Raw genomic sequence first — 18,400 nt, 5'->3', positions numbered from 1 at the left:
CAATAACGGGGTAGCGGAATGAGAACCTGGGATGAACCCAAGAAGCGCAAGGCACACATCGAACTGATCCCGATGATCGACGTGATGATGTTCCTCCTGGTGTTTTTCGTACTCGTGAGCCTGAACGTGATTCCGGCGCTCGGTATGAAGACCCAGTTGCCCAGCGCCAGCAGCTCACAACAGCTCAAGCCACAGAACAAATTCATCCTGACCTTGGGCCTGGAAGGCCAACTGCAACTCGACGGCAAAGACCTTACGGTCGACGCTCTGGTACCGGCGCTGAAGGCGGCAGAGAAGCCCGATACCAAGTCGACGATCATCGTCAACAGCGACAAGGGCGTGGAAGTGTCGCGCCTGGTCGAGGTGATGGACACCCTGCGTATGGGTGGCTTTACCTCCGTGTCCATTGCCACGCGTAAGTCCTGATCATGTACGTCCTGTTTCGTGCGCGTCAGCTGCTCGGCAGTGTGCCGGCCCTGATCGCCCTGGTGCTGATTGCACTGGGTATCCAGTCCCAGACGTTGAAAGTCGAGCCGGTGTACGACGAGTCGGCGGTCGAGTTGGCATTGGTCGAACCGGAGCCCGAAGTGGTGCCGGAACCGGTGGTGGAACAAGAGCCGCCACCCCCCGTGATCGAGGACGAAGAGGCCCCGCCGGCCCCACCGCCACCGCCCAAGCCGGAACCCAAGCCCAAGCCAAAACCGCAACCCAAACCGGTGATCACCAAAACCGCGCCCACCGCGCCACCGGTAGCCGCCGCCAAACCGGCGCCACCCGTGGTTGCCCCGGCGGCGCCGACACCCGCACCGCCTGCGCCACCGAAAGTCGACAGCCAGGCACTGGAAGGCGGTTACCTCAAGGGTTTGCGCAATGAGCTGGACACCTACAAGCAATACCCCACCGGACGCCAGGCCTCCCTCGAACGCCCCACCGGCGAGGTCGTGATCTGGCTGCTGGTAGACCGCCAGGGTCGGGTACTCGACTCCGGCTTGCAAACCCAGGCCTCGAGCATGTTGCTCAACCGGGCCGCCACCAACAGCTTGCGTCGTATCAAGCAAGTCAAGCCATTCCCCGAGCAAGCCTTCGGGGGGCGCAATGAGCAGCGCTTCACCGCCACCTTCAACTACAGCGTGCAATAAGCACCCGACACCAGGACGACAGTGATGAGGTTCACACGGATTCATCTGGCACTCGTTGCCGCAAGCATGGGCCACGGCATGGCCATGGCCGACACCAGCGACAGCGATGTCGGGACCATTGGGGTTCAGGGCAAAGCCACTGCCGGTGGCGGTTATATGGTGCAGGAAGAAAGCATCAAGGCTCGCTCCACCGTGACCAAGGAGGCCCTGGATAAACAGACCGCCACCGGCAATGCGATCGACAAGCTCAAGTACACCCCGGGCTTGAATATCTCCAGTGAAGACAACACCGGCCTCTCGGGCTTTCGCTTCACCATGCGCGGGCTTAACTCCGATCAGGTGGGGATGTCCGTGGACGGTATGCCGATCAACGATTCCGGCAACTACGCGTTGTATTCCAACCTGCTGGGCGACCCGGAAAACATCGACCAGATCTTCGTCACCCAGGGCTCGGCCGAATCCGACGGCCCGCACATCGGTTCCAGCGGCGGCAATATCGGCATCGTGACCATTCGCCCGACCAAGGAAACCGGCGCGTTCGTCAAACAGATCATGGGCAGCAACGCCACGCGCAAGACCTTCGCCCGTCTCAATACCGGCGAGGTCAATGGCCTGAGCAACTGGCTATCGGTGTCCCACACCGAAGGCGAGATGTGGCGTGGCTCAGGTGCCGTGCGGGCGGACAAGGTCGAGTGGAACAGTTTCTTCGATGCGGGCAACGGCAACACCGCCAACCTGATCCTCAAGTACCACGAGCAGGACAACAACAGTTATAGCCAGTTGACCAAGGCCCAATTCCAACAGAACGGCCCTAAGTACGACCCCTACCCCGCCACGCCGACCGTGGGTAGCAACGGTAAGCTCAATAGCTACTACGCCCTGGCGCAGAACCCGTTCCAGACCTTTACCGGCGTGCTCAACACCCAGTTCAAACTGGCCGATAACCTGGCCCTGTCGGTGATCCCGTATTACTTCTGGGGTAACGGCAGCGGCGTCAACTCGTCGAGCTACGCACTCAACCGTGGCTCGAACGCTGGCGGCGTATTCGACCTGAGCAACCTGCCTACCGCAGCGCAATACAACGCCGACGGTTCCTCCACCACCGGCGTGTACTACCGCCCTTCGCGCACGCAGACGTGGCGACCAGGGATTACCACCAAGCTGAACTGGGACCTGGAAGAACACAGCCTGCAATTCGGCTACTGGTACGAACGCGCGCGGCAGAGCCAGACCCAACCGTTCATTGCGCTCAAGAACAACGGCAAACCCACCGACACCTGGCCGGACGGCGACGCCGTGGTCGATGCCAACGGCAATACCGTGCAGGGTCGCGACCGCTTCACCGTCACGCCGGCGCAGAAAGTCTGGGCACAGGACACCTGGTATTTCGCCCCCGACTGGACCCTGGTGGCCGGCCTGGCGTACATGAACGTCAAGCGTGACGGTACCAACCACGGCAGCCTCACCGAACAAGCCGAAAAACGTAACCAGAGCTACAACAAACTGCTGCCCAACGCTGGCCTCAAATACCAGCTCGATGAACGCGACCAACTGTTCTACAGCCTGTCGCGCAACATGCGTATCCCGCAGAACTACGTGCTGTACGACAAGGGCGTGGACTCGATCAACTCCAAACCGGAAACCAGCTGGAACCATGAGTTGGGCTGGCGCTTCACCGGCGACGACATGACCGTGGCCGCCACCTTGTTCTACATGCAGTTCAAGGATCGCCAGGTGTCGTCCAAGGACATCAACGGCGACTTCGCCGACATCAACGCCGGCTCCGTCAACAACAGCGGGCTGGAGCTGGAGTGGAGCGGCCTGCTGCCCAACCACTTCAACTATTACACCTCCTACACCTACACCAAGGCCGAGCAGCAGGATGACCTGACCGTCTACAACGCCGGCAAAGCGATCCTGTTGCCCACCAGCGGCAAGCAGTTCGCCAACGTGCCGAAAAACATGCTGGCAGCCAACATCGGGTATGACGACGGGCGCTTCTACGGAACCTTCGGCGGCAAATACACCAGCAAGCTCTACGGCGACCTGACCAACGATGAAGCCATCTCCGGGCGCACCGTGTTCAACGCCGGCGCCGGTATCTACCTGCCGGTGGACAAGAAGGTGGTCAAGGACGCGACCCTGCGCCTGAACGTCGACAACCTGTTCGACAAGAAGTACCTGGACGGGGTGTACACCACCAAGACCAACGCCGCCACCTACGGTGGTTTCCGCGACGGCGACCCGGCCTACATCGTCGGCCTGGAACGCACCGTGACGGTGTCCCTGGAAGCCAATTTCTAACTGCGAGGTAAGTGAACATGGACATGAACCTGCTCCACGACATCACCTTCTATGTGATGTATGCCGCGATGGCCATCGCCATCTTCATCACCATCGAACGAGGCATCTACTTCGCCTACGTCCGCCGCCAGGCACGCGCCTTGACCGCGGCACTGGGCGCCCAGGTGCACAGCGAGCGCGACTTGCCGGATAGCTTGACGCGTCGCGACAGCCTGCCATTAAGCATGGTGGTGCCGGTGCTGGCACAGAAGGCCTCCCACGGTTCGCGCAAGGACCTGGATGACGTGATCGAAACCCAATACCTGACCACCCGCGCGCCACTCGCCCGCAGCCTGTGGATCATCGAGACCATCACCACCGCCGCGCCGCTGCTGGGCTTGCTGGGCACCATCCTCGGCATCATCGACACGTTCAAGGCGCTGGCCTCGGCGGGTGTGTCCGACCCAGGGCAGATTTCCGGTGGCATCGGTACCGCGTTGTTCGCCACCGGTTTGGGGATCGCCATTGCACTGTTCTGCGTGGTCTTCCACAACTTCTTCCAGGACAGCCTGGAGCGCATCAACGATCAGTTGAAGATCCTGCTGATTCGCGCCGCCACCGGTGCCCGTGTGCAGGGTGAAGTGCCGCATCTGGTGCCTGCGGCGTTGCACAGCCGTACTGCGTAAGTGTTGGGACGGGCGCGTGATGCGCCCGTCTTCTTTTTCTGACTCGAGACCGCTATGTCCCTCTCCTTGAAAGTGCGCATCGCAGGCCTCGCCGGCTTGCTCATGAGTCCGCTGGTCCAGGCGGATTTTTCGATTCCGGGGTTTGAACTGGTGCACACCGTGCCGGTGGATACCGCGTTGGGCACCGCCGATCTGCGCCAGCCGGGCCCGGTGTGGATCGAGCTGTTCGACGGCGCCAAAAGTACGATCGATATCGGCCAGTTCTACGCGGTGGATCACCCCGGCTCGGTGATGGACAGCGTCATCGAACGCTTGGAAGCCGCTGGCAAACGCGGCGTGAAGATTCGCTTCCTGCTGGAGGAAAAAGGCATTCGCTTGTCAGAAGCCTCCACCCTGGAACGCTTACGCGCGATTCCCAACCTGAGCTTACGCGTGTTGTCGTACGGACAACTGAGCGGCGGGATCCTCCACGCCAAATACATGGTGGTCGATGGCAAACAGGCGTTTATCGGCAGCCAGAATTTCGACTGGCGTTCTTTGGAACATATCCATGAAACCGGACTGCGGATCACCGACGCCCCGGTGGTAAGCCAGGTACAGGCGATCTTTGACCAGGACTGGCGAGCGCAGGCCGCCCTCACCGAGCACCAACCCGTGCCCCTGCCGGCCGCCGGTACAGCACCCGCGCGCACCGGCAACTACCTGGTGGCCAGCCCGCAACGCTACAACCCGCCGGGCGTGGGTGATTCACAACTCGAACTGCCACGCCTGCTCAGCGAAGCACAACACGAAGTCCGCGTGCAGTTGCTCGACTACGCGCCGCTGTCCTACGGCCCGGATAAAACCCGCCCGTATTACGCCGTGATCGACAACGCCGTGCGAGCGGCCGCCGCGCGGGGGGTGTCGATCAAGCTGATGGTGTCGAACTGGAACACCGACGCACTGGAGCTGCCGTACCTGAAAAGCCTGGCGGTACTGCCCAACGTGCAGATCAAGATCGTCACCCTGCCCGAGGCCAAGCAAGGGTTTATTCCCTACGCGCGGGTCATCCACAGCAAGACCCTGGAGATCGACGGGAAAGTGGCGTGGGTGGGTACCAGCAATTGGCTGGGTGGCTACCTGGATAACTCGCGCAATCTGGAAGTGGTGATGCGCAGTGAAATGATGGCCAGGCGTATAGGGGATCTGCATGAGCAGCTGTGGGACGGGCCCTACGCAAGAGCCTTGAACGTCACCGATGAGTACCCGGCGCCCCATCCTGGCCAGCATTGACCAGGGACACCTGAGTAATGGTAGTGTGTGGAAATGTTTCTGACAGATCGATCAGAAACGTCCTACTCACTACCTGCAAAGGAATGCGTCCCTCCATGCACTTTCCACTTAAGCAATTGGCCGTTGCGACCCTGTTCGCGGCCAGTCTTTCGGCCTTTACTTCGCCCGCCTTCGCCAACATCACCGCGCAACAGAGCACGGCGATTCTCAAGAGTTTCAGCGAAACCTCCGTCACCGATTTTCGTGGTTTCCTCGGCACCCTGGCCAAGGGCGAGCTGGGCAAAACCAGCGACGTGGGCCCGGCCATCAGTGCATTTCTCGACAACAAGCCCCTCACCGCCGAGCAGCAAAACGAAATCCATCGCCTGCTGGGTATCTACACCCGCGTGAAGTACGGCAAGGCCGCCCTCGAAACCCTGCGCGAGCTGGTGGAAATCCCGACCTTCAACGTGGATGGCCTGCCGCAGTACAAAAACCCGCAATTCCTCAAGATCGCCGACAAGCTCCAGGGCCTGGCGAAAGCCTTCAACCTGAGCTTCCGCAATGTCGACAACCGCGTGTACGAAATCTCTCTGGAGGGCAGCGGCGATGAAGTGGTCGGCATTCATGCCCACGCCGACGTCGTGCCAGTCACGCCAGAAAACTGGGTACTCAAGGACGGCACAAAGCTCGATCCGTTCAAGGTCACGCTGATTGGCGACCGCATGTATGGCCGCGGCACCGAGGATGACAAGAACGGTATTGTGGTGGCGATGTATGCGATGAAGGTGATCAAGGAGGAGAAACTGCCACTGGCGCGCAATTTCAAGCTGCTGGTGGACACCACCGAGGAAACGTCGGGGGATGCGATCCCGTATTACTTCGAGCGCAACCCGACGCCGCAGTACAACCTGGCACTGGATGGCGGTTACCCGGTGGTGATTGCCGAGAAAGGCTATGGCACGGTCATGGCCACCTTCCCGCGTCGCAAGGGTGAAGGCAAAGGCGCGGAAATCATCTCGATGACCGGCGGCATGGCCACCAACCAGATTCCGTCGGCTTCAGTCGCCACCCTGGTCAGCGACAAGCCGGCCGAATTGGCCGCCAGCCTGCAAAAGGCCGGGGCTGAATACGCCAAGCGCAACGGCGGCGATTTCGAGGTCACCGCCAAGGTCGACGGCAAAGACGTCAAGTTGACCGTCACCGGCGTGTCCGCGCACTCGTCCGAACCGGAGTCCGGCGTCAACCCGGTGGCGCGCATGCTGGAATTGATCCACAGCGTCGACGGCACGATCGCCCTCAAGCACAACCACATCACCGACGCCGCGCGGTATGCCTCGGATAACTGGGGCCTGGATTACCTGGGGGGCAAGTTGGGCGTAGGTTTCGCCGATGACTTCATGGGCCCGCTGACCACCTCGCTGACGTTTGTCGGCCTGGATGACAAAGCCTTCAAGCTGGCGGTGAACCTGCGTGTGCCGAAGGGCAAGTCGCCGGAAAAACTCAAAGCCGAGATTGCCGACAAGCTGAGCGCCTGGGACAAGAAAACCAAAGTCAAAGTGGACTTCACCTACTCAATCGCCGAACCGATGTACCGCAACCCCGAAGGCGAGTGGGTCAAGGCCCTGCTGGCGGTGGCCACCGAAAACCTGGGCATGGAACACAAGTTCGGGACCTCGGCCGGCGCGACGTCGGTGCATGAGCTGCCGAACGGCGTGCAGTTCGGCTTGGCGCGCCCGGAAGTGAAATACACCGGGCACACCGACAACGAGTTCAAGACCGTCGACCAGTTTTTGCTGGACCTGCAGATCGTTACCGAAATGATGGGCCGCATCGGGCAACTGCCGAAGCTCTGACCCCCCTCGGATCCGCCGTCCTGGCGGGTCCATCGCGCTGGCTGCCTGGCTGCGCACAAATAAAAACGCCGCCCTTGACCGAGCGGCGTTTTTGCATGGGTAAGACGCTCGTAGGAAACATCTCATTTTGTTTTGAGCACCCGTCCTTCTACCTCACGGTGTTAGCTTCGGCAGGCAATCTCAACTGCCTACGAAGATAGGAGTGCCACAACAATGAAGTCATCACTTAAGCACCTGCTCATCGCTGCCCTGGTAGTCCCCCTTGCAGCATTCACCCTGCCCGTACAGGCCAATATTTCCCCGCAACAAAGCCGCGCCATCCTCACGCACTTCAGCGAAACATTGCCCACTGACTTCCGTGAGTTCCTGAGACAGCTGGGCGTGAGCGCCCCACCCATGAGAAGCGACCTCGGCGCGGCAATCAGCGGTTTCCTTGACGGCAAGGCACTTTCCACCGCACAGCAAAACCAGATTCATCGCCTGCTTGGCCTCTATGCCCGATTGAAGTACGGGGACGCCGCCATTGGCACCCTGCGCGAACTGGTGGCCATTCCGACATTTCGTGTGGAGGGGGTTGCCCAGCACGATAACCCCGAATTCATCAAGATGGGCAACACACTCAAGACGTTGGCAGAATCATTCAACCTCTCCTTTCGCAACATCGACAACCGCGTTTTCGAGGTCTCGCTCAACGGCGCCGGCGATGAAGTCGTGGGCATTCACGCGCATGCCGACGTCGTGCCTGCCAATCCGCAGGACTGGGTATTGGAAAACGGCACCCGGCTCGACCCATTCGAGGTTTCCCAGGTCGGCAACCGCTTGTATGGCCGAGGCACGGAGGACGACAAGAATGGCATCGTGGTGGCGCTCTACGCCATGAAGGTCATCCAGGAGGAGCGGCTACCGCTGGCGAGAAACTTCAAGCTGCTGGTCGATACCACTGAGGAAATCGCCGGCGATGCAATCGCCTACTACTTTGAACGCAACCCCACGCCCCACTACAACGTGGCTCTGGATGGCGGTTATCCGGTGGTCATTGCCGAGAAAGGCTATGGCACTGTCACCGCGAACTTTGCCCGACGCACCGCACAAGGCGACGGCGCCGAAATCATCTCCATGACCGGAGGTCTCGCCGCCAACCAGATCCCGCTGACCTCGGTTGCCATACTGTTGGGGGAAAATCCGATTGAATTGGCAGCCCGCCTGCAAAAGGCGGGTAACGAATATGCGAGGCGCAATGGCGATAATTTCAACGTAAACGCCCAAGTCGTCGGCAAGGAAGTCCAACTGACCGTTACCGGCGTGTCCGCGCATTCATCAGAACCCGAATCCGGTGTGAACCCCGTCTCCAGGATGTTGGGCTTCATCCACAGCCTGGACGGGAACATCGCACTCAAGCAAAACCATATTTCCGATGCCGCGCGTTACGCTGCCGACAACTGGGGGCTGGATTACCTGGGAGGCAAACTGGGTATTGGCTTTTCGGACACTTTCATGGGGCCTCTGACTACATCACTGACCTTCATCGGAATGAACGAAAAGACCTTCACGCTGACGGTCAACCTACGCGTACCAAAGGGAAAACGTTTGGACGTGCTGAAAGCCGAGATTGCCGACAAGTTGGGCGCCTGGAGCACGAAGAACGCCATTGCAATGGACGTGGACTACTTGATGACCGAACCGATGTTCCGCGACCCCGAGGGTGAGTGGGTCAAGGCTTTGCTGGACGTAGCCAGCGAAAACCTCGACATGCCGCGAAAATTCGGCGCCTCTGCCGGCTCAACCTCGGTGCATGACCTACCCAACGGCGTGCAGTTCGGCCTGGCCAGGCTCGACGTTAAGTACACCGGCCACACCAATAAAGAGTTCAAGACGGTCGACCAGTTCTTGCTGGATCTGCAGATCGTTACTGAAATGATGGGGCGTATCGGGCAGTTGCCGAAGCTCTGATAGCCGAATGAGGCCGCCGCGATGGCGGGCTTTTTCGGCCGGCATAAATCCCACGCAAACAAAAACGCCGATCATCACTGATCGGCGTTTTCATTGAATATGGAGCGGGAAACGAGACTCGAACTCGCGACCCCGACCTTGGCAAGGTCGTGCTCTACCAACTGAGCTATTCCCGCAAATGGCGTCCCCTAGGGGACTCGAACCCCTGTTACCGCCGTGAAAGGGCGGTGTCCTAGGCCACTAGACGAAGGGGACACGCTACTGAAACACATGGTGTGTATTCCAGTGCCCAGAGGCCTCACCCGAAGATGTGGTCCTGGTTTCACTCAGTGCCGCCCGAGGGCAACACTGCTTAAAAATTGGAGCGGGAAACGAGACTCGAACTCGCGACCCCGACCTTGGCAAGGTCGTGCTCTACCAACTGAGCTATTCCCGCAAATGGCGTCCCCTAGGGGACTCGAACCCCTGTTACCGCCGTGAAAGGGCGGTGTCCTAGGCCACTAGACGAAGGGGACACACGTACAACATTCACTCCCTACCGCGTTTCGCTGTGTGCTTTACGCTGTAAGTGGCGCGCATTCTATGGATGGATTGAAAGGTCGTCAACCCCCAAGGATAAATTTATTTAAATCAATGACTTCGCCCCCGTTTACCGGCCTGCTCAGGCATTCTGCCCGTCCGCCCCTTGACGCCTATATTCTGACGCCCTACAAGACGCTATAGTTCGCTCCAGCAAATGATGGCAATGTGCATCCATGCAGGGAGCGCTGACCTATATAGAAGAAACTACCTGGGCAACTGGTCGAAGAGTCCTATCCGTCGGTTGTTCCAGTCACTACACTCAACAGCAAACCCTATAAAGAGGTCACACCGGTGACACCACTCATGATCACCCTGCTGGTAATAGCCGGGATCGTAATACTGATCGCCATTGGCTACATGAACCACGTGGTGGAAAACAACAAACTGGAAAAGAAGCGCACCGAGATCGAACTCAATGATCGGCTGCGTCGCTGCGGTGAAATCACCGAGACTTTCCCTGGCCAGTTGATGACCCCGGCGCTCAAGTTGTTGCTGACCCGCCTGGAACTCAACGTCAACCAACGCCTGTTGCACCTCAATAGGACCAACGCCGCGGTCAAGGCACGGATCGCCGAGCTCAATGCCCTGGTGGCCCAGGGTGAGTCGATTCCAGTCAACAACCCGCCCGCCCCGATCCAGACCGAAACCAAGGCCAAGGACGTGCGTTTCCTGCTGGAAGCCCTGCACGGCCAGGTGACCCGCGCCGCCCAGGATGGTTTCCTGCCGACCAACGAGGCCAAGCACTGGATAAAGGAAATTCGGCATATCCTGGTGCTGCTGCATATCGAGTTCTTCAATAACCTCGGCCAGCATGCCTTGCAGCAAGGCCAGCCGGGCCAGGCACGCCTGGCCTTCGAACGTGGCGTACAGTACCTGCGCAAACAGCCCGAACCGGTGCTGTACAGTGCGCAGCTGCAATTGCTGGAGTCGCAGCTGGCCCGCGCCAACTCCACGGTGCTGACCAACAGCAAGCCTGCCGAAGACGAAGTCAACGAACTGACGGAAGGCCTGAAAGTCGTCGACGCCGACGCCGAGTGGAAGAAGAAAGTCATCTACGACTGATCCCCACCGCCATGTGGCGACCGCCGTCGCCACATGCCATCACTTTGTACCTATCCCCCCGCTCTCGACTAGCGTAAAAAAGTGCCCCTCACTCCGTGAAGTTAGAGGCCTGCTATGCCTGTCGCCGTGATTGATGGACAACCGCTGCACTATCTCGACCTGGGTACCGGCCCAGCGGTGCTCCTGGGTTCAAGCTACCTGTGGGATCGCGATATGTGGGCGCCGCAGATTGAAGCCCTGTCGCAACAGTACCGCGTGCTCGTCCCCGAACTGTGGGGGCACGGCGAGTCGGGCCCGCTGCCCGCGTCAACCCGCTCCCTCGACGACCTGGCGCGCCAGGCCCTGGCCCTGCTCGACCAGTTGGAAATTGCCCAGGTCAACCTGGTCGGCCTGTCGGTCGGCGGCATGTGGGGCGCACGCCTGGCGTTGCAGGCACCTGGGCGCGTCAACAGCCTGGTGCTGATGGACACCTACCTCGGCGCCGAGCCCGAAGCCACGCGCCAGTACTATTTCTCGCTGTTCAAGATGATCGAAGACACCGGCGCGATCCCCGAGCCCTTGCTGGATGTCATCGCGCCGATCTTCTTCCGCCCCGGCATCGACCGCGAATCCGCGCTGTACCAGGACTATCGCAGGGCCCTGCAGTCATTCTCCCGGGAACGCCTGCTGCACAGCATCGTGCCCCTGGGCCGGCTGATCTTCAGCCGCTCGGATGTGCTGGAGCAATTGCCACGCCTGGATGCCGACACCACCCTGGTGATGTGCGGCGAGCAGGACAAACCGCGCCCACCCGCCGAGTCCGACGCCATGGCCAAGTTGATTGGCTGCGGCCTGACCCTGATCCCAAACGCCGGGCATATCTCCAGCCGGGAGAATCCGGACTTCGTCAATGAAGCCCTGCTGACCTTCCTCGCCAACCACGCCTGATTGCCCTGCCCTTTGATCGCCGCCAGCACGCGGCGATCAAAGGCGGAAGTGCCCCACCATCCCCTTCAGCTCCGCCCCCAACTGCGCCAGCTGGATGCTCGACGCGGCGTTGCCTTGCATACTCAATGCCGATTGATCGGCACTCGCGCGGATGCTGGTGACACTGCGATTGATCTCTTCGGCCACCGAGCTCTGCTGCTCGGCAGCGGCGGCGATCTGTTGGTTCATCTGCTGGATCAATGACACCGCGACGGCAATGCTGCCCAAGGCGCTTTCGGTTTCCAGCGCATCGCTCACCGCCAGTTTCACCAGCTCGCCACTCTGCTGGATCTGCTGCACCGACGACTGCGCCGCAGCACGCAGAGTGCTGACCAGACGCTCGATTTCCTCGGTCGACTGCTGGGTGCGCTTGGCCAGCGCGCGCACTTCATCGGCCACCACCGCAAAACCACGGCCTTGCTCGCCGGCTCGGGCCGCTTCGATTGCCGCATTCAAGGCGAGCAAGTTGGTCTGTTCGGCCACGCTTTTGATCACGCTCAACACCGTGCCGATGTTCTGGATTTCCGTACTCAGGCTGTCGATGCTGGCACTGGCGTGGGCGCTGGAGGTGGCCAGCAACTCTATGCGCTGCAAACTCTGGCGTACCACCTGCTGGCCACTGTCGACCTTGTCATCCGCCGTCTGCGCCGCTTGTGCAGCCTCCTCGGCGTTGCGCGCCACATCGTGCACCGTGGCGGTCATCTGGTTCATCGCGGTCGCCACTTGCTCGGTTTCTTCCTTCTGGCTGCTGACCTCGACGTTGGTCTGCTCAGTCACGCTGGATAACGTATGCGCCGAACTGGCCAGTTGCTCAATACCCGCCTGCAACCCGCTGACCATGTGGCTAAGGCCATTGCCCATCTGCTGCATGGCCTGCATCAGTTGGCCGATCTCATCGCGGCGATCAACCTCCATGCGCCCACTCAGGTCTCCGGCGGCAATCTGCTGGGCCACCGCAATCACACTGCGCAGCGGCGCCACGATCAACCGGGTGATCACCCAGGCAGCGATCAGCCCCACCAACAATGCCAAGGCTGACGAGCCAACGATCAACATCGCGCTTTCCTTCAGTTGCGCCTGCATCGATTGGTCTTCGGTGGCGTAGGCCTGGTTGACTCGGCTGACCACTTGATCGGCGCGGTCATGCAACTGCTTGTAGACCACCTTTTCCTGGGCCAGCAGGCCGGTGTATTCACCGAGCTTTTCACTGAACGAGGCAATATGCCCGGACACTTCGTTAAGCACCGTCTGGTAACCCGGGTCCTTGACCGAAGTTTTCAGTTGTTCGACCTGGGCCAGGGCCTGGTCGGCCTGCTCGATCTTGCCCTGCTGAGAGTCATCGGCGTCGGCCTTGCGGCTCTGGTCGAGGCGCACATGGGCTTCGTTCATGGCTTGCAACATCAGGCGCGAGACCTGGCTGACCTGCCCCGCCTGCTCGATAAACTCGGCACCTTCCTTGCCCTGGCTCTCCTTGAGACCATACGCGCCATCGTCCGCCAGGCCGGCCTGCAACACGTCGAGGTTATTGGCCACGCTGGACACCGACCAAGTGGCCATTTCCAGGGCCAGGTCCTTGGTTTGGGTCAGCTCGACAAACTCATCGAATGCCTTGCGATAAGCCGCCAGGGCCTGCTCCACATCGGTCATCACTGGCACATTGGCGGCGGACTCTGCCTTGAGCCTGGCCGCCAGCGCCGCCAACGCGTCGACGCTCTCATGCAGGGCATCGACAGCCTTGGGGTCGGCGTGCAGCGCGTAGTCCTGCTCGATCAAGCGCACCTTGAACAGGCCGTTGTTGAGCGAAGACATTGCCTTGAGGCCTTCGAAACGCTGGCCAACGGTTTGCAGGGACCACACACCGATGGCCGCCACCAAAGCTGTCAGCAGCAGGACAAGAAGGAAGCCCAAGCCCAGTTTTTTCGCCATACCGAGGTTGGCGAAACGTCGTTGCACGGCCGAAATCATTGCACTTGAATCCTCTTGCAATGGCAGATGCCATAAGCCCGGTTTACAAGAAGCGAGATTCGCAACCCCAAGGCATTGAGCACAAGCTGTTGGCGCCGGAATAATGGCAAAAAGCTACACGCTCGTCGTTTTCAGAATGGTCGAGGTCGATCTGGTAGGGCCCAAGGCGCGGAATAACGCAAGTGCCCGTTGATCATCAGCATAGGCCACATTGATGCGCAGCCACTCACTGGATTCACCCGTCGGGTTGAACAGCGCCCCCGGTGACAACAAGACGCCGAACTTGCGCGCATATGCCTGCAGCCGCGAACGATCCGCCACGGCAGGCCGCACCCACAGGAACATCCCGCCGGCCGGCACGGCAAACACCTGCCATTCCTCATCCTCCAGTACCTGCAAGGTGGCGGTCATCTGCGTGCCCAGGCGTTTGCGCAGGCGCTGCACCCACTTGCGGTAGGTACCATTGGCCAGCAACGTGGCCACCACCGCCTCGGCAAAGCGCGAAGTACCGATGCCGGTCAGGGTCTTGAGGTGAGCCAAGCGGGCAATGAGCGCGGTGCTGGCGCTGAGGTAGCCCACCCGCAAGGCGCTACTGAGGGTCTTGGAAAAACTCGAGACATAGATGACCCGGTCATCATGGGGCAGCGCCGACAGTCGCGTGCAGCTGGCGTGTTGCAGGTCGCCGTAGACATCCTCTTCGATGATCAGGAAATCCTCGCGGCGTGCCAGTTCGAGCAAACGCTCGGCGACCGCGCGGCACAGGCTGGTGCCGGTGGGGTTGTGATAGAGGCTGTTGATGAACAGGCACGTGGGGTGATGCCGTTGCAGCAGCGCCTCCAGCGCCGGGATGTCCGGGCCGCCACGGGTCCGAGGCACTTCCAGCAACGTGACGCCATGATGCGCCAATTGGCGATAGAGGTTGCCATAGCCTGGGGTCTCGACCACGACGGTGTCGCCCGCCTTGAGCAAGGTGCGTATCAACAGGTCCTGGGCATGGCTGGCGCCCTGGGTGGTGAGAATGCGATCGAGGCTGGTGGCCACGCGGATCTGGGTCAGGCGCTTGAGCAACTGCTCGCGCAACGCCGGCAACCCCAGCGGCGTACTGTAGTTGAACAAACCGCCGGTATCGGTGCGACAGATTTCGCGAATCGCATAGCTGATGTCATCACTTTCGCGCCAGGCGTCCGGCAACCAGCCACACCCCAGTTTCAGTTCACCCAATGGGCTATCGGTAAAGTCCCCCCATTCCCGTTCCGCGCCTTCATACCAGTGGTATTCGTGGACGGTGGGAGGACGCGCGACCACGAACCCCGCCCCCTGTTTCGAGGCCAGCACCCCTTGGGCCACCATGCGTTCGAATGCCTCGATGACACTGGACTGGCTGAGCAAGTTGTCGAGGGCCAACTGGCGGATGGACGGCAAGCGGGTACCGGGGCTGACCCCGCTCTTGCGAATCCATTCCGCCACCGCACTGACGATTTGCTGCACCACCGGTACAAGGGCTTGTCGATCGATCCCTAAATCCATGAGCCACTCACTTCAACTGTCTGTTATTCAACCTCAAACAGTTAAGCACAGAAGCCCAGCCAAACCGGCCGACAACTTTTATTAAAGTATTGATTTTATTAGCTTATTTACCTGGTGATACACATTCACACGCGGCGCTTTGCCAGCTCTGGAAACGCCCCACAGCGCCTCATGCCTTTTCGAATGGCGCGCTGCACGGAGTCCTAGATTGCCGTCGCGCCACCGTCCACCGCGAGCGCATGGCCAGTTGTGAAGGCAGCCCCATCACTGCACAGGTACAACACGGCGCTGGCGATTTCCTCGACCTTGCCGATGCGCCCTACCGGATGCATGGCCGCTGCAAATTCGGCTTTGCGCGGGTCGGCTTCATAGGCACGGCGGAACATATCGGTATCAATCACCGCCGGGCATACCGCGTTGACACGAATTTTCTTTTTCGCATATTCGATGGCCGCCGACTTCGTCAGGCCGATCACCGCATGCTTGGAGGCCGCGTAGATGCTCATCTTCGGCGCCGCGCCCAACCCCGCCACCGATGCGGTATTGACGATCGCACCGCCGCCCTGGGCCAGCAGCAACGGCAGTTGGTACTTCATGCACAGCCAAACCCCTTTCACGTTGACGCCCATGATGGCGTCGAACTCATCCAGGCTGCCGTCGGCCAGCTTGCCCTTCTCGATCTCGATGCCCGCATTGTTGAAGGCATAGTCCAGGCGGCCATACACGGCGACAGTCTGCGCCATCAGTTGCTGCACATCCGCTTCAAGCGTGACGTTGCAACGCACAAACAGCGCTTCACCACCGGCCTGCCGGATCAGCTCGACGGTGCCCTCGCCCCCTGCCACATCCAGGTCGGCTACCACGACCTTCAAGCCTTCACCTGCGAATGCCAGGGCGGTCGCGCGGCCGATACCGGCGGCGGCGCCAGTGACCAGGGCGACCTGGCCGGAAAACGTCATGCTCATGGAGGATGTCCTTTGGGAAAAGTTACCGTGGGACGAGTCTAGCCAACAGCCGGATAGGCGCGTCAGCACTATCAGAAGGCCGGTTGAGGCTGTATGCGTCGCAGTGATAAGGCGTCGTGGATCACTATCATCACGGCCTATCGGCGGGCATTCGCCCGCCTCGGACAACCTTGCTTCCAGGCGTGGGCTCGGAGATGTGTATAAGAGACAGGGCATTCGCCCGCCTCGGACAACCTTGCTTCCAGGCCATCTTGGGTCTATCACTCAGGTTCATTTCTAAAGAGTCCTTGCCATGACCGCCCAGACCAACCGCCAGTTCCTGCTTGCCAAACGCCCGGTCGGCGCAGCCACGCGGGAAACCTTCACCTACCAGGAAGTGCCCGTGGGCACGCCCCAGGAAGGGCAGGTGCTGGTGCACAACGAATACCTGTCCCTCGACCCGGCCATGCGCGGCTGGATGAATGAGGGCAAATCCTACATTCCCCCCGTCGGTATCGGCGAAGTCATGCGTGCGCTGGGCGTGGGCAAGGTGATTGCCTCGAACAACCCGAACTTTGCAGTGGGGGACTACGTAAACGGTGCCCTGGGCGTGCAGGATTACTTTCTGGGCGAGCCGCGTGGTTTCTATAAGGTCGACCCGCAACTCGCGCCCCTGCCCCGCTACCTCTCGGCGCTGGGCATGACCGGTATGACCGCCTACTTTGCCCTGCTGGACACCGGCGCGCCCAAGGCTGGCGAAACGGTGGTGATCTCCGGCGCGGCCGGCGCGGTCGGCAGCATTGCCGGGCAGATCGCCAAGATCAAAGGCTGTCGCGTGGTAGGCATTGCCGGCGGTGCCGACAAGTGCAAGTTCCTGGTGGATGAGCTGGGCTTCGACGCCGCCATCGACTACAAGAACGAAGACGTGCCCGCCGCTCTCAAGCGCGAGTGCCCCAAAGGCGTGGATGTGTATTTCGATAACGTCGGCGGCGATATTCTCGACGCCGTGCTCAGCCGCCTGGCACTCAAAGCCCGCGTGGTGATTTGCGGTGCCATCAGCCAGTACAACAATAAGGAGGCCGTGAAAGGCCCGGCCAATTATCTGTCATTGCTGGTCAATCGCGCGCGTATGGAAGGCTTCGTGGTGATGGACCATGCGGCGAACTTTGCGGCGGCCGGGCAGGAAATGGCCAGCTGGATGGCCCAGGGCAAGCTCAAGAGCAAGGAAGATATCGTGGAGGGGCTGGAGACATTCCCGGAGACGCTGATGAAGCTGTTCAACGGGGAAAACTTTGGCAAGTTGGTGCTCAAGGTCGACTGATCGACAACCGCTGTAAATATGGGAAGGGCTTGCCCCCTCCCATATTTTTGATCGGTGACTGATCAGGCGATCTCGGCCACTACCGCCGCCAACGCTTTGGCCGGATCGGCTGCCTGGCTGATCGGACGGCCGATCACCAGGTAATCAGAGCCTGCATCCAGTGCCTGACGCGGCGTCAGGATACGACGCTGGTCATCCTGGGCACTGCCCGCCGGGCGAATGCCCGGGGTCACCAGTTGCAGCGACGGGTGAGCGGTCTTCAGGGCCTGGGCTTCCAGCGCCGAGCAAACCAGGCCATCCAGGCCGGCTTTGTCGGCCAGGGCGGCCAGGCGCAGCACTTGTTCCTGAGGCTCGATGTCCAGGCCGATGCCGGCCAGGTCTTCACGCTCCATGCTGGTCAGCACGGTGACACCGATCAGCAACGGTTTGGGGCCGCTGCGCTGTTCCAGCACTTCGCGGCAGGCTGTCATCATGCGCAGGCCGCCGGAGCAGTGCACGTTGACCATCCACACGCCCATTTCAGCCGCAGCCTTGACCGCCATCGCAGTGGTGTTGGGGATGTCGTGGAATTTCAGGTCGAGGAACACTTCGAAGCCTTTGTCACGCAGGGTGCCGACAATTTCCGCGGCGCAACTGGTGAAGAGTTCCTTGCCGACTTTGACCCGGCAAAGCTTCGGGTCCAACTGATCAGCCAGCTTCAGTGCGGCGTCACGGGTGGGGTAATCCAGGGCGACGATGATAGGAGTCTGGCAGACGGACATTGGAATAGGCTCTCAGGCAAGTCGAAATCGGCGCGGATTGTAGCGCAAGCGGCGCCGTTGCGGGATCCGATGATCGGTAAATACTGACCAGGCGCCGTCGGACAGGC

General features: G+C 60.6%; 14 protein-coding genes, 4 tRNA genes and 1 pseudogene. 10 read left to right on the top strand and 9 right to left on the bottom strand.

All coding sequences use genetic code 11. The features are described from left to right. Positions 1 to 18 precede the first annotated feature (18 nt). The 7 genes from A7317_RS08925 (at position 19) to A7317_RS08895 (ending at position 9,165) form a co-directional block, all read left to right on the top strand. On the top strand, positions 19 to 426 hold the full coding sequence (locus A7317_RS08925; protein ID WP_017254317.1) for an ExbD/TolR family protein: 408 nt from the start codon (positions 19 to 21) through the stop codon (positions 424 to 426). A gap of 2 nt (positions 427 to 428) precedes the next feature. After that, a complete protein-coding gene (locus A7317_RS08920; protein ID WP_069075597.1) occupies positions 429 to 1,139 on the top strand; it encodes an energy transducer TonB family protein in 711 nt (236 codons plus the stop codon). Between the two features lie 24 nt (positions 1,140 to 1,163). After that, the gene (locus tag A7317_RS08915; protein ID WP_024074347.1) at positions 1,164 to 3,443 is read left to right on the top strand and encodes a TonB-dependent receptor; all 2,280 of its coding nucleotides are present in this window, start codon (positions 1,164 to 1,166) and stop codon (positions 3,441 to 3,443) included. A gap of 17 nt (positions 3,444 to 3,460) precedes the next feature. Then, the gene (locus A7317_RS08910) at positions 3,461 to 4,108 is read left to right on the top strand and encodes a MotA/TolQ/ExbB proton channel family protein (RefSeq protein ID WP_069075596.1); all 648 of its coding nucleotides are present in this window, start codon (positions 3,461 to 3,463) and stop codon (positions 4,106 to 4,108) included. A gap of 54 nt (positions 4,109 to 4,162) precedes the next feature. After that, positions 4,163 to 5,380 carry a phospholipase D-like domain-containing protein gene (locus A7317_RS08905; RefSeq protein WP_069075595.1) on the top strand — a complete coding sequence of 406 codons (1,218 nt, stop codon included), beginning with the start codon at positions 4,163 to 4,165 and terminating at the stop codon, positions 5,378 to 5,380. A gap of 95 nt (positions 5,381 to 5,475) precedes the next feature. Further along, the gene (locus tag A7317_RS08900; protein ID WP_069075594.1) at positions 5,476 to 7,215 is read left to right on the top strand and encodes a dipeptidase; all 1,740 of its coding nucleotides are present in this window, start codon (positions 5,476 to 5,478) and stop codon (positions 7,213 to 7,215) included. A gap of 213 nt (positions 7,216 to 7,428) precedes the next feature. Further along, positions 7,429 to 9,165 (top strand): dipeptidase, encoded by a 1,737-nt coding sequence (locus tag A7317_RS08895; protein ID WP_069075593.1) that lies wholly within the window; start codon positions 7,429 to 7,431, stop codon positions 9,163 to 9,165. A 100-nt stretch (positions 9,166 to 9,265) separates the two neighbouring features. On the opposite strand, the gene A7317_RS08890 is transcribed toward A7317_RS08895, so the two are convergent. From A7317_RS08890 to A7317_RS08875, 4 genes are all read right to left on the bottom strand, one after another. Further along, positions 9,266 to 9,341: transfer RNA gene (locus A7317_RS08890), tRNA-Gly, on the bottom strand. Between the two features lie 3 nt (positions 9,342 to 9,344). Next, a tRNA-Glu gene (locus tag A7317_RS08885) sits at positions 9,345 to 9,420 on the bottom strand. Positions 9,421 to 9,525: 105 nt separating this feature from the next. Next, positions 9,526 to 9,601 (bottom strand) — tRNA-Gly (locus tag A7317_RS08880). Between the two features lie 3 nt (positions 9,602 to 9,604). After that, a tRNA-Glu gene (locus tag A7317_RS08875) sits at positions 9,605 to 9,680 on the bottom strand. 358 nt (positions 9,681 to 10,038) lie between these two features. On the opposite strand from A7317_RS08875, the gene A7317_RS08870 reads away from it, so the two are divergent. Then, on the top strand, positions 10,039 to 10,809 hold the full coding sequence (locus A7317_RS08870) for a hypothetical protein (RefSeq protein WP_024074338.1): 771 nt from the start codon (positions 10,039 to 10,041) through the stop codon (positions 10,807 to 10,809). 114 nt (positions 10,810 to 10,923) lie between these two features. Then, positions 10,924 to 11,736, top strand: a complete 813-nt coding sequence (locus tag A7317_RS08865; protein ID WP_069075592.1) for an alpha/beta fold hydrolase — start codon at positions 10,924 to 10,926, stop codon at positions 11,734 to 11,736. Positions 11,737 to 11,772: 36 nt separating this feature from the next. Here A7317_RS08865 and A7317_RS31475 read toward each other — a convergent pair whose 3' ends face one another. From A7317_RS31475 to A7317_RS08850, 4 genes and pseudogenes are all read right to left on the bottom strand, one after another. After that, the gene (locus A7317_RS31475) at positions 11,773 to 12,615 is read right to left on the bottom strand and encodes a methyl-accepting chemotaxis protein (protein ID WP_371858394.1); all 843 of its coding nucleotides are present in this window, start codon (positions 12,613 to 12,615) and stop codon (positions 11,773 to 11,775) included. Positions 12,616 to 12,633: 18 nt separating this feature from the next. Next, a pseudogene (locus A7317_RS31470) lies at positions 12,634 to 12,831 on the bottom strand (HAMP domain-containing protein); the annotation flags it as partial. Between the two features lie 1,023 nt (positions 12,832 to 13,854). Beyond that, on the bottom strand, positions 13,855 to 15,267 hold the full coding sequence (locus A7317_RS08855; protein WP_069075590.1) for a PLP-dependent aminotransferase family protein: 1,413 nt from the start codon (positions 15,265 to 15,267) through the stop codon (positions 13,855 to 13,857). A gap of 203 nt (positions 15,268 to 15,470) precedes the next feature. Further along, positions 15,471 to 16,232, bottom strand: coding sequence for an SDR family oxidoreductase (locus A7317_RS08850; RefSeq protein ID WP_024074333.1), 762 nt, complete (start codon positions 16,230 to 16,232; stop codon positions 15,471 to 15,473). A 292-nt stretch (positions 16,233 to 16,524) separates the two neighbouring features. On the opposite strand from A7317_RS08850, the gene A7317_RS08845 reads away from it, so the two are divergent. Continuing rightward, entirely contained in the window at positions 16,525 to 17,532 is a 1,008-nt protein-coding gene (locus A7317_RS08845) for an NADP-dependent oxidoreductase (RefSeq protein WP_024074332.1), read from the top strand. Between the two features lie 62 nt (positions 17,533 to 17,594). Here the strand turns inward: A7317_RS08845 and pyrF are convergent, their stop codons facing one another. Then, positions 17,595 to 18,293, bottom strand: coding sequence for an orotidine-5'-phosphate decarboxylase (gene pyrF, locus A7317_RS08840; protein ID WP_069075589.1), 699 nt, complete (start codon positions 18,291 to 18,293; stop codon positions 17,595 to 17,597). Between the last annotated feature and the right edge of the window lie 107 nt (positions 18,294 to 18,400).

This window comes from Pseudomonas fluorescens (assembly GCF_001708445.1).
Taxonomy (GTDB): Bacteria; Pseudomonadota; Gammaproteobacteria; order Pseudomonadales; family Pseudomonadaceae; genus Aquipseudomonas; species Aquipseudomonas gorinensis.
The sequence above is the reverse complement of the archived record's forward strand: the minus strand, read 5'-3'. Positions and strand labels throughout refer to the sequence as shown.

Excerpts from the sequence above, each read along its gene's own strand:
- A7317_RS08925 (WP_017254317.1), top strand. The coding sequence starts at position 19 with ATGAGAACCTGGGATGAACCCAAGAAGCGCAAGGCACACATCGAACTG.
- A7317_RS08920 (WP_069075597.1), top strand. The coding sequence starts at position 429 with ATGTACGTCCTGTTTCGTGCGCGTCAGCTGCTCGGCAGTGTGCCGGCC.
- A7317_RS08915 (WP_024074347.1), top strand. The coding sequence starts at position 1,164 with ATGAGGTTCACACGGATTCATCTGGCACTCGTTGCCGCAAGCATGGGC.
- A7317_RS08910 (WP_069075596.1), top strand. The coding sequence starts at position 3,461 with ATGGACATGAACCTGCTCCACGACATCACCTTCTATGTGATGTATGCC.
- A7317_RS08905 (WP_069075595.1), top strand. The coding sequence starts at position 4,163 with ATGTCCCTCTCCTTGAAAGTGCGCATCGCAGGCCTCGCCGGCTTGCTC.
- A7317_RS08900 (WP_069075594.1), top strand. The coding sequence starts at position 5,476 with ATGCACTTTCCACTTAAGCAATTGGCCGTTGCGACCCTGTTCGCGGCC.
- A7317_RS08895 (WP_069075593.1), top strand. The coding sequence starts at position 7,429 with ATGAAGTCATCACTTAAGCACCTGCTCATCGCTGCCCTGGTAGTCCCC.
- A7317_RS08865 (WP_069075592.1), top strand. The coding sequence starts at position 10,924 with ATGCCTGTCGCCGTGATTGATGGACAACCGCTGCACTATCTCGACCTG.
- A7317_RS31475 (WP_371858394.1), bottom strand. The coding sequence starts at position 12,615 with ATGGTCAGCGGGTTGCAGGCGGGTATTGAGCAACTGGCCAGTTCGGCG.
- A7317_RS08855 (WP_069075590.1), bottom strand. The coding sequence starts at position 15,267 with ATGGATTTAGGGATCGATCGACAAGCCCTTGTACCGGTGGTGCAGCAA.
- A7317_RS08850 (WP_024074333.1), bottom strand. The coding sequence starts at position 16,232 with ATGAGCATGACGTTTTCCGGCCAGGTCGCCCTGGTCACTGGCGCCGCC.
- A7317_RS08845 (WP_024074332.1), top strand. The coding sequence starts at position 16,525 with ATGACCGCCCAGACCAACCGCCAGTTCCTGCTTGCCAAACGCCCGGTC.
- pyrF (WP_069075589.1), bottom strand. The coding sequence starts at position 18,293 with ATGTCCGTCTGCCAGACTCCTATCATCGTCGCCCTGGATTACCCCACC.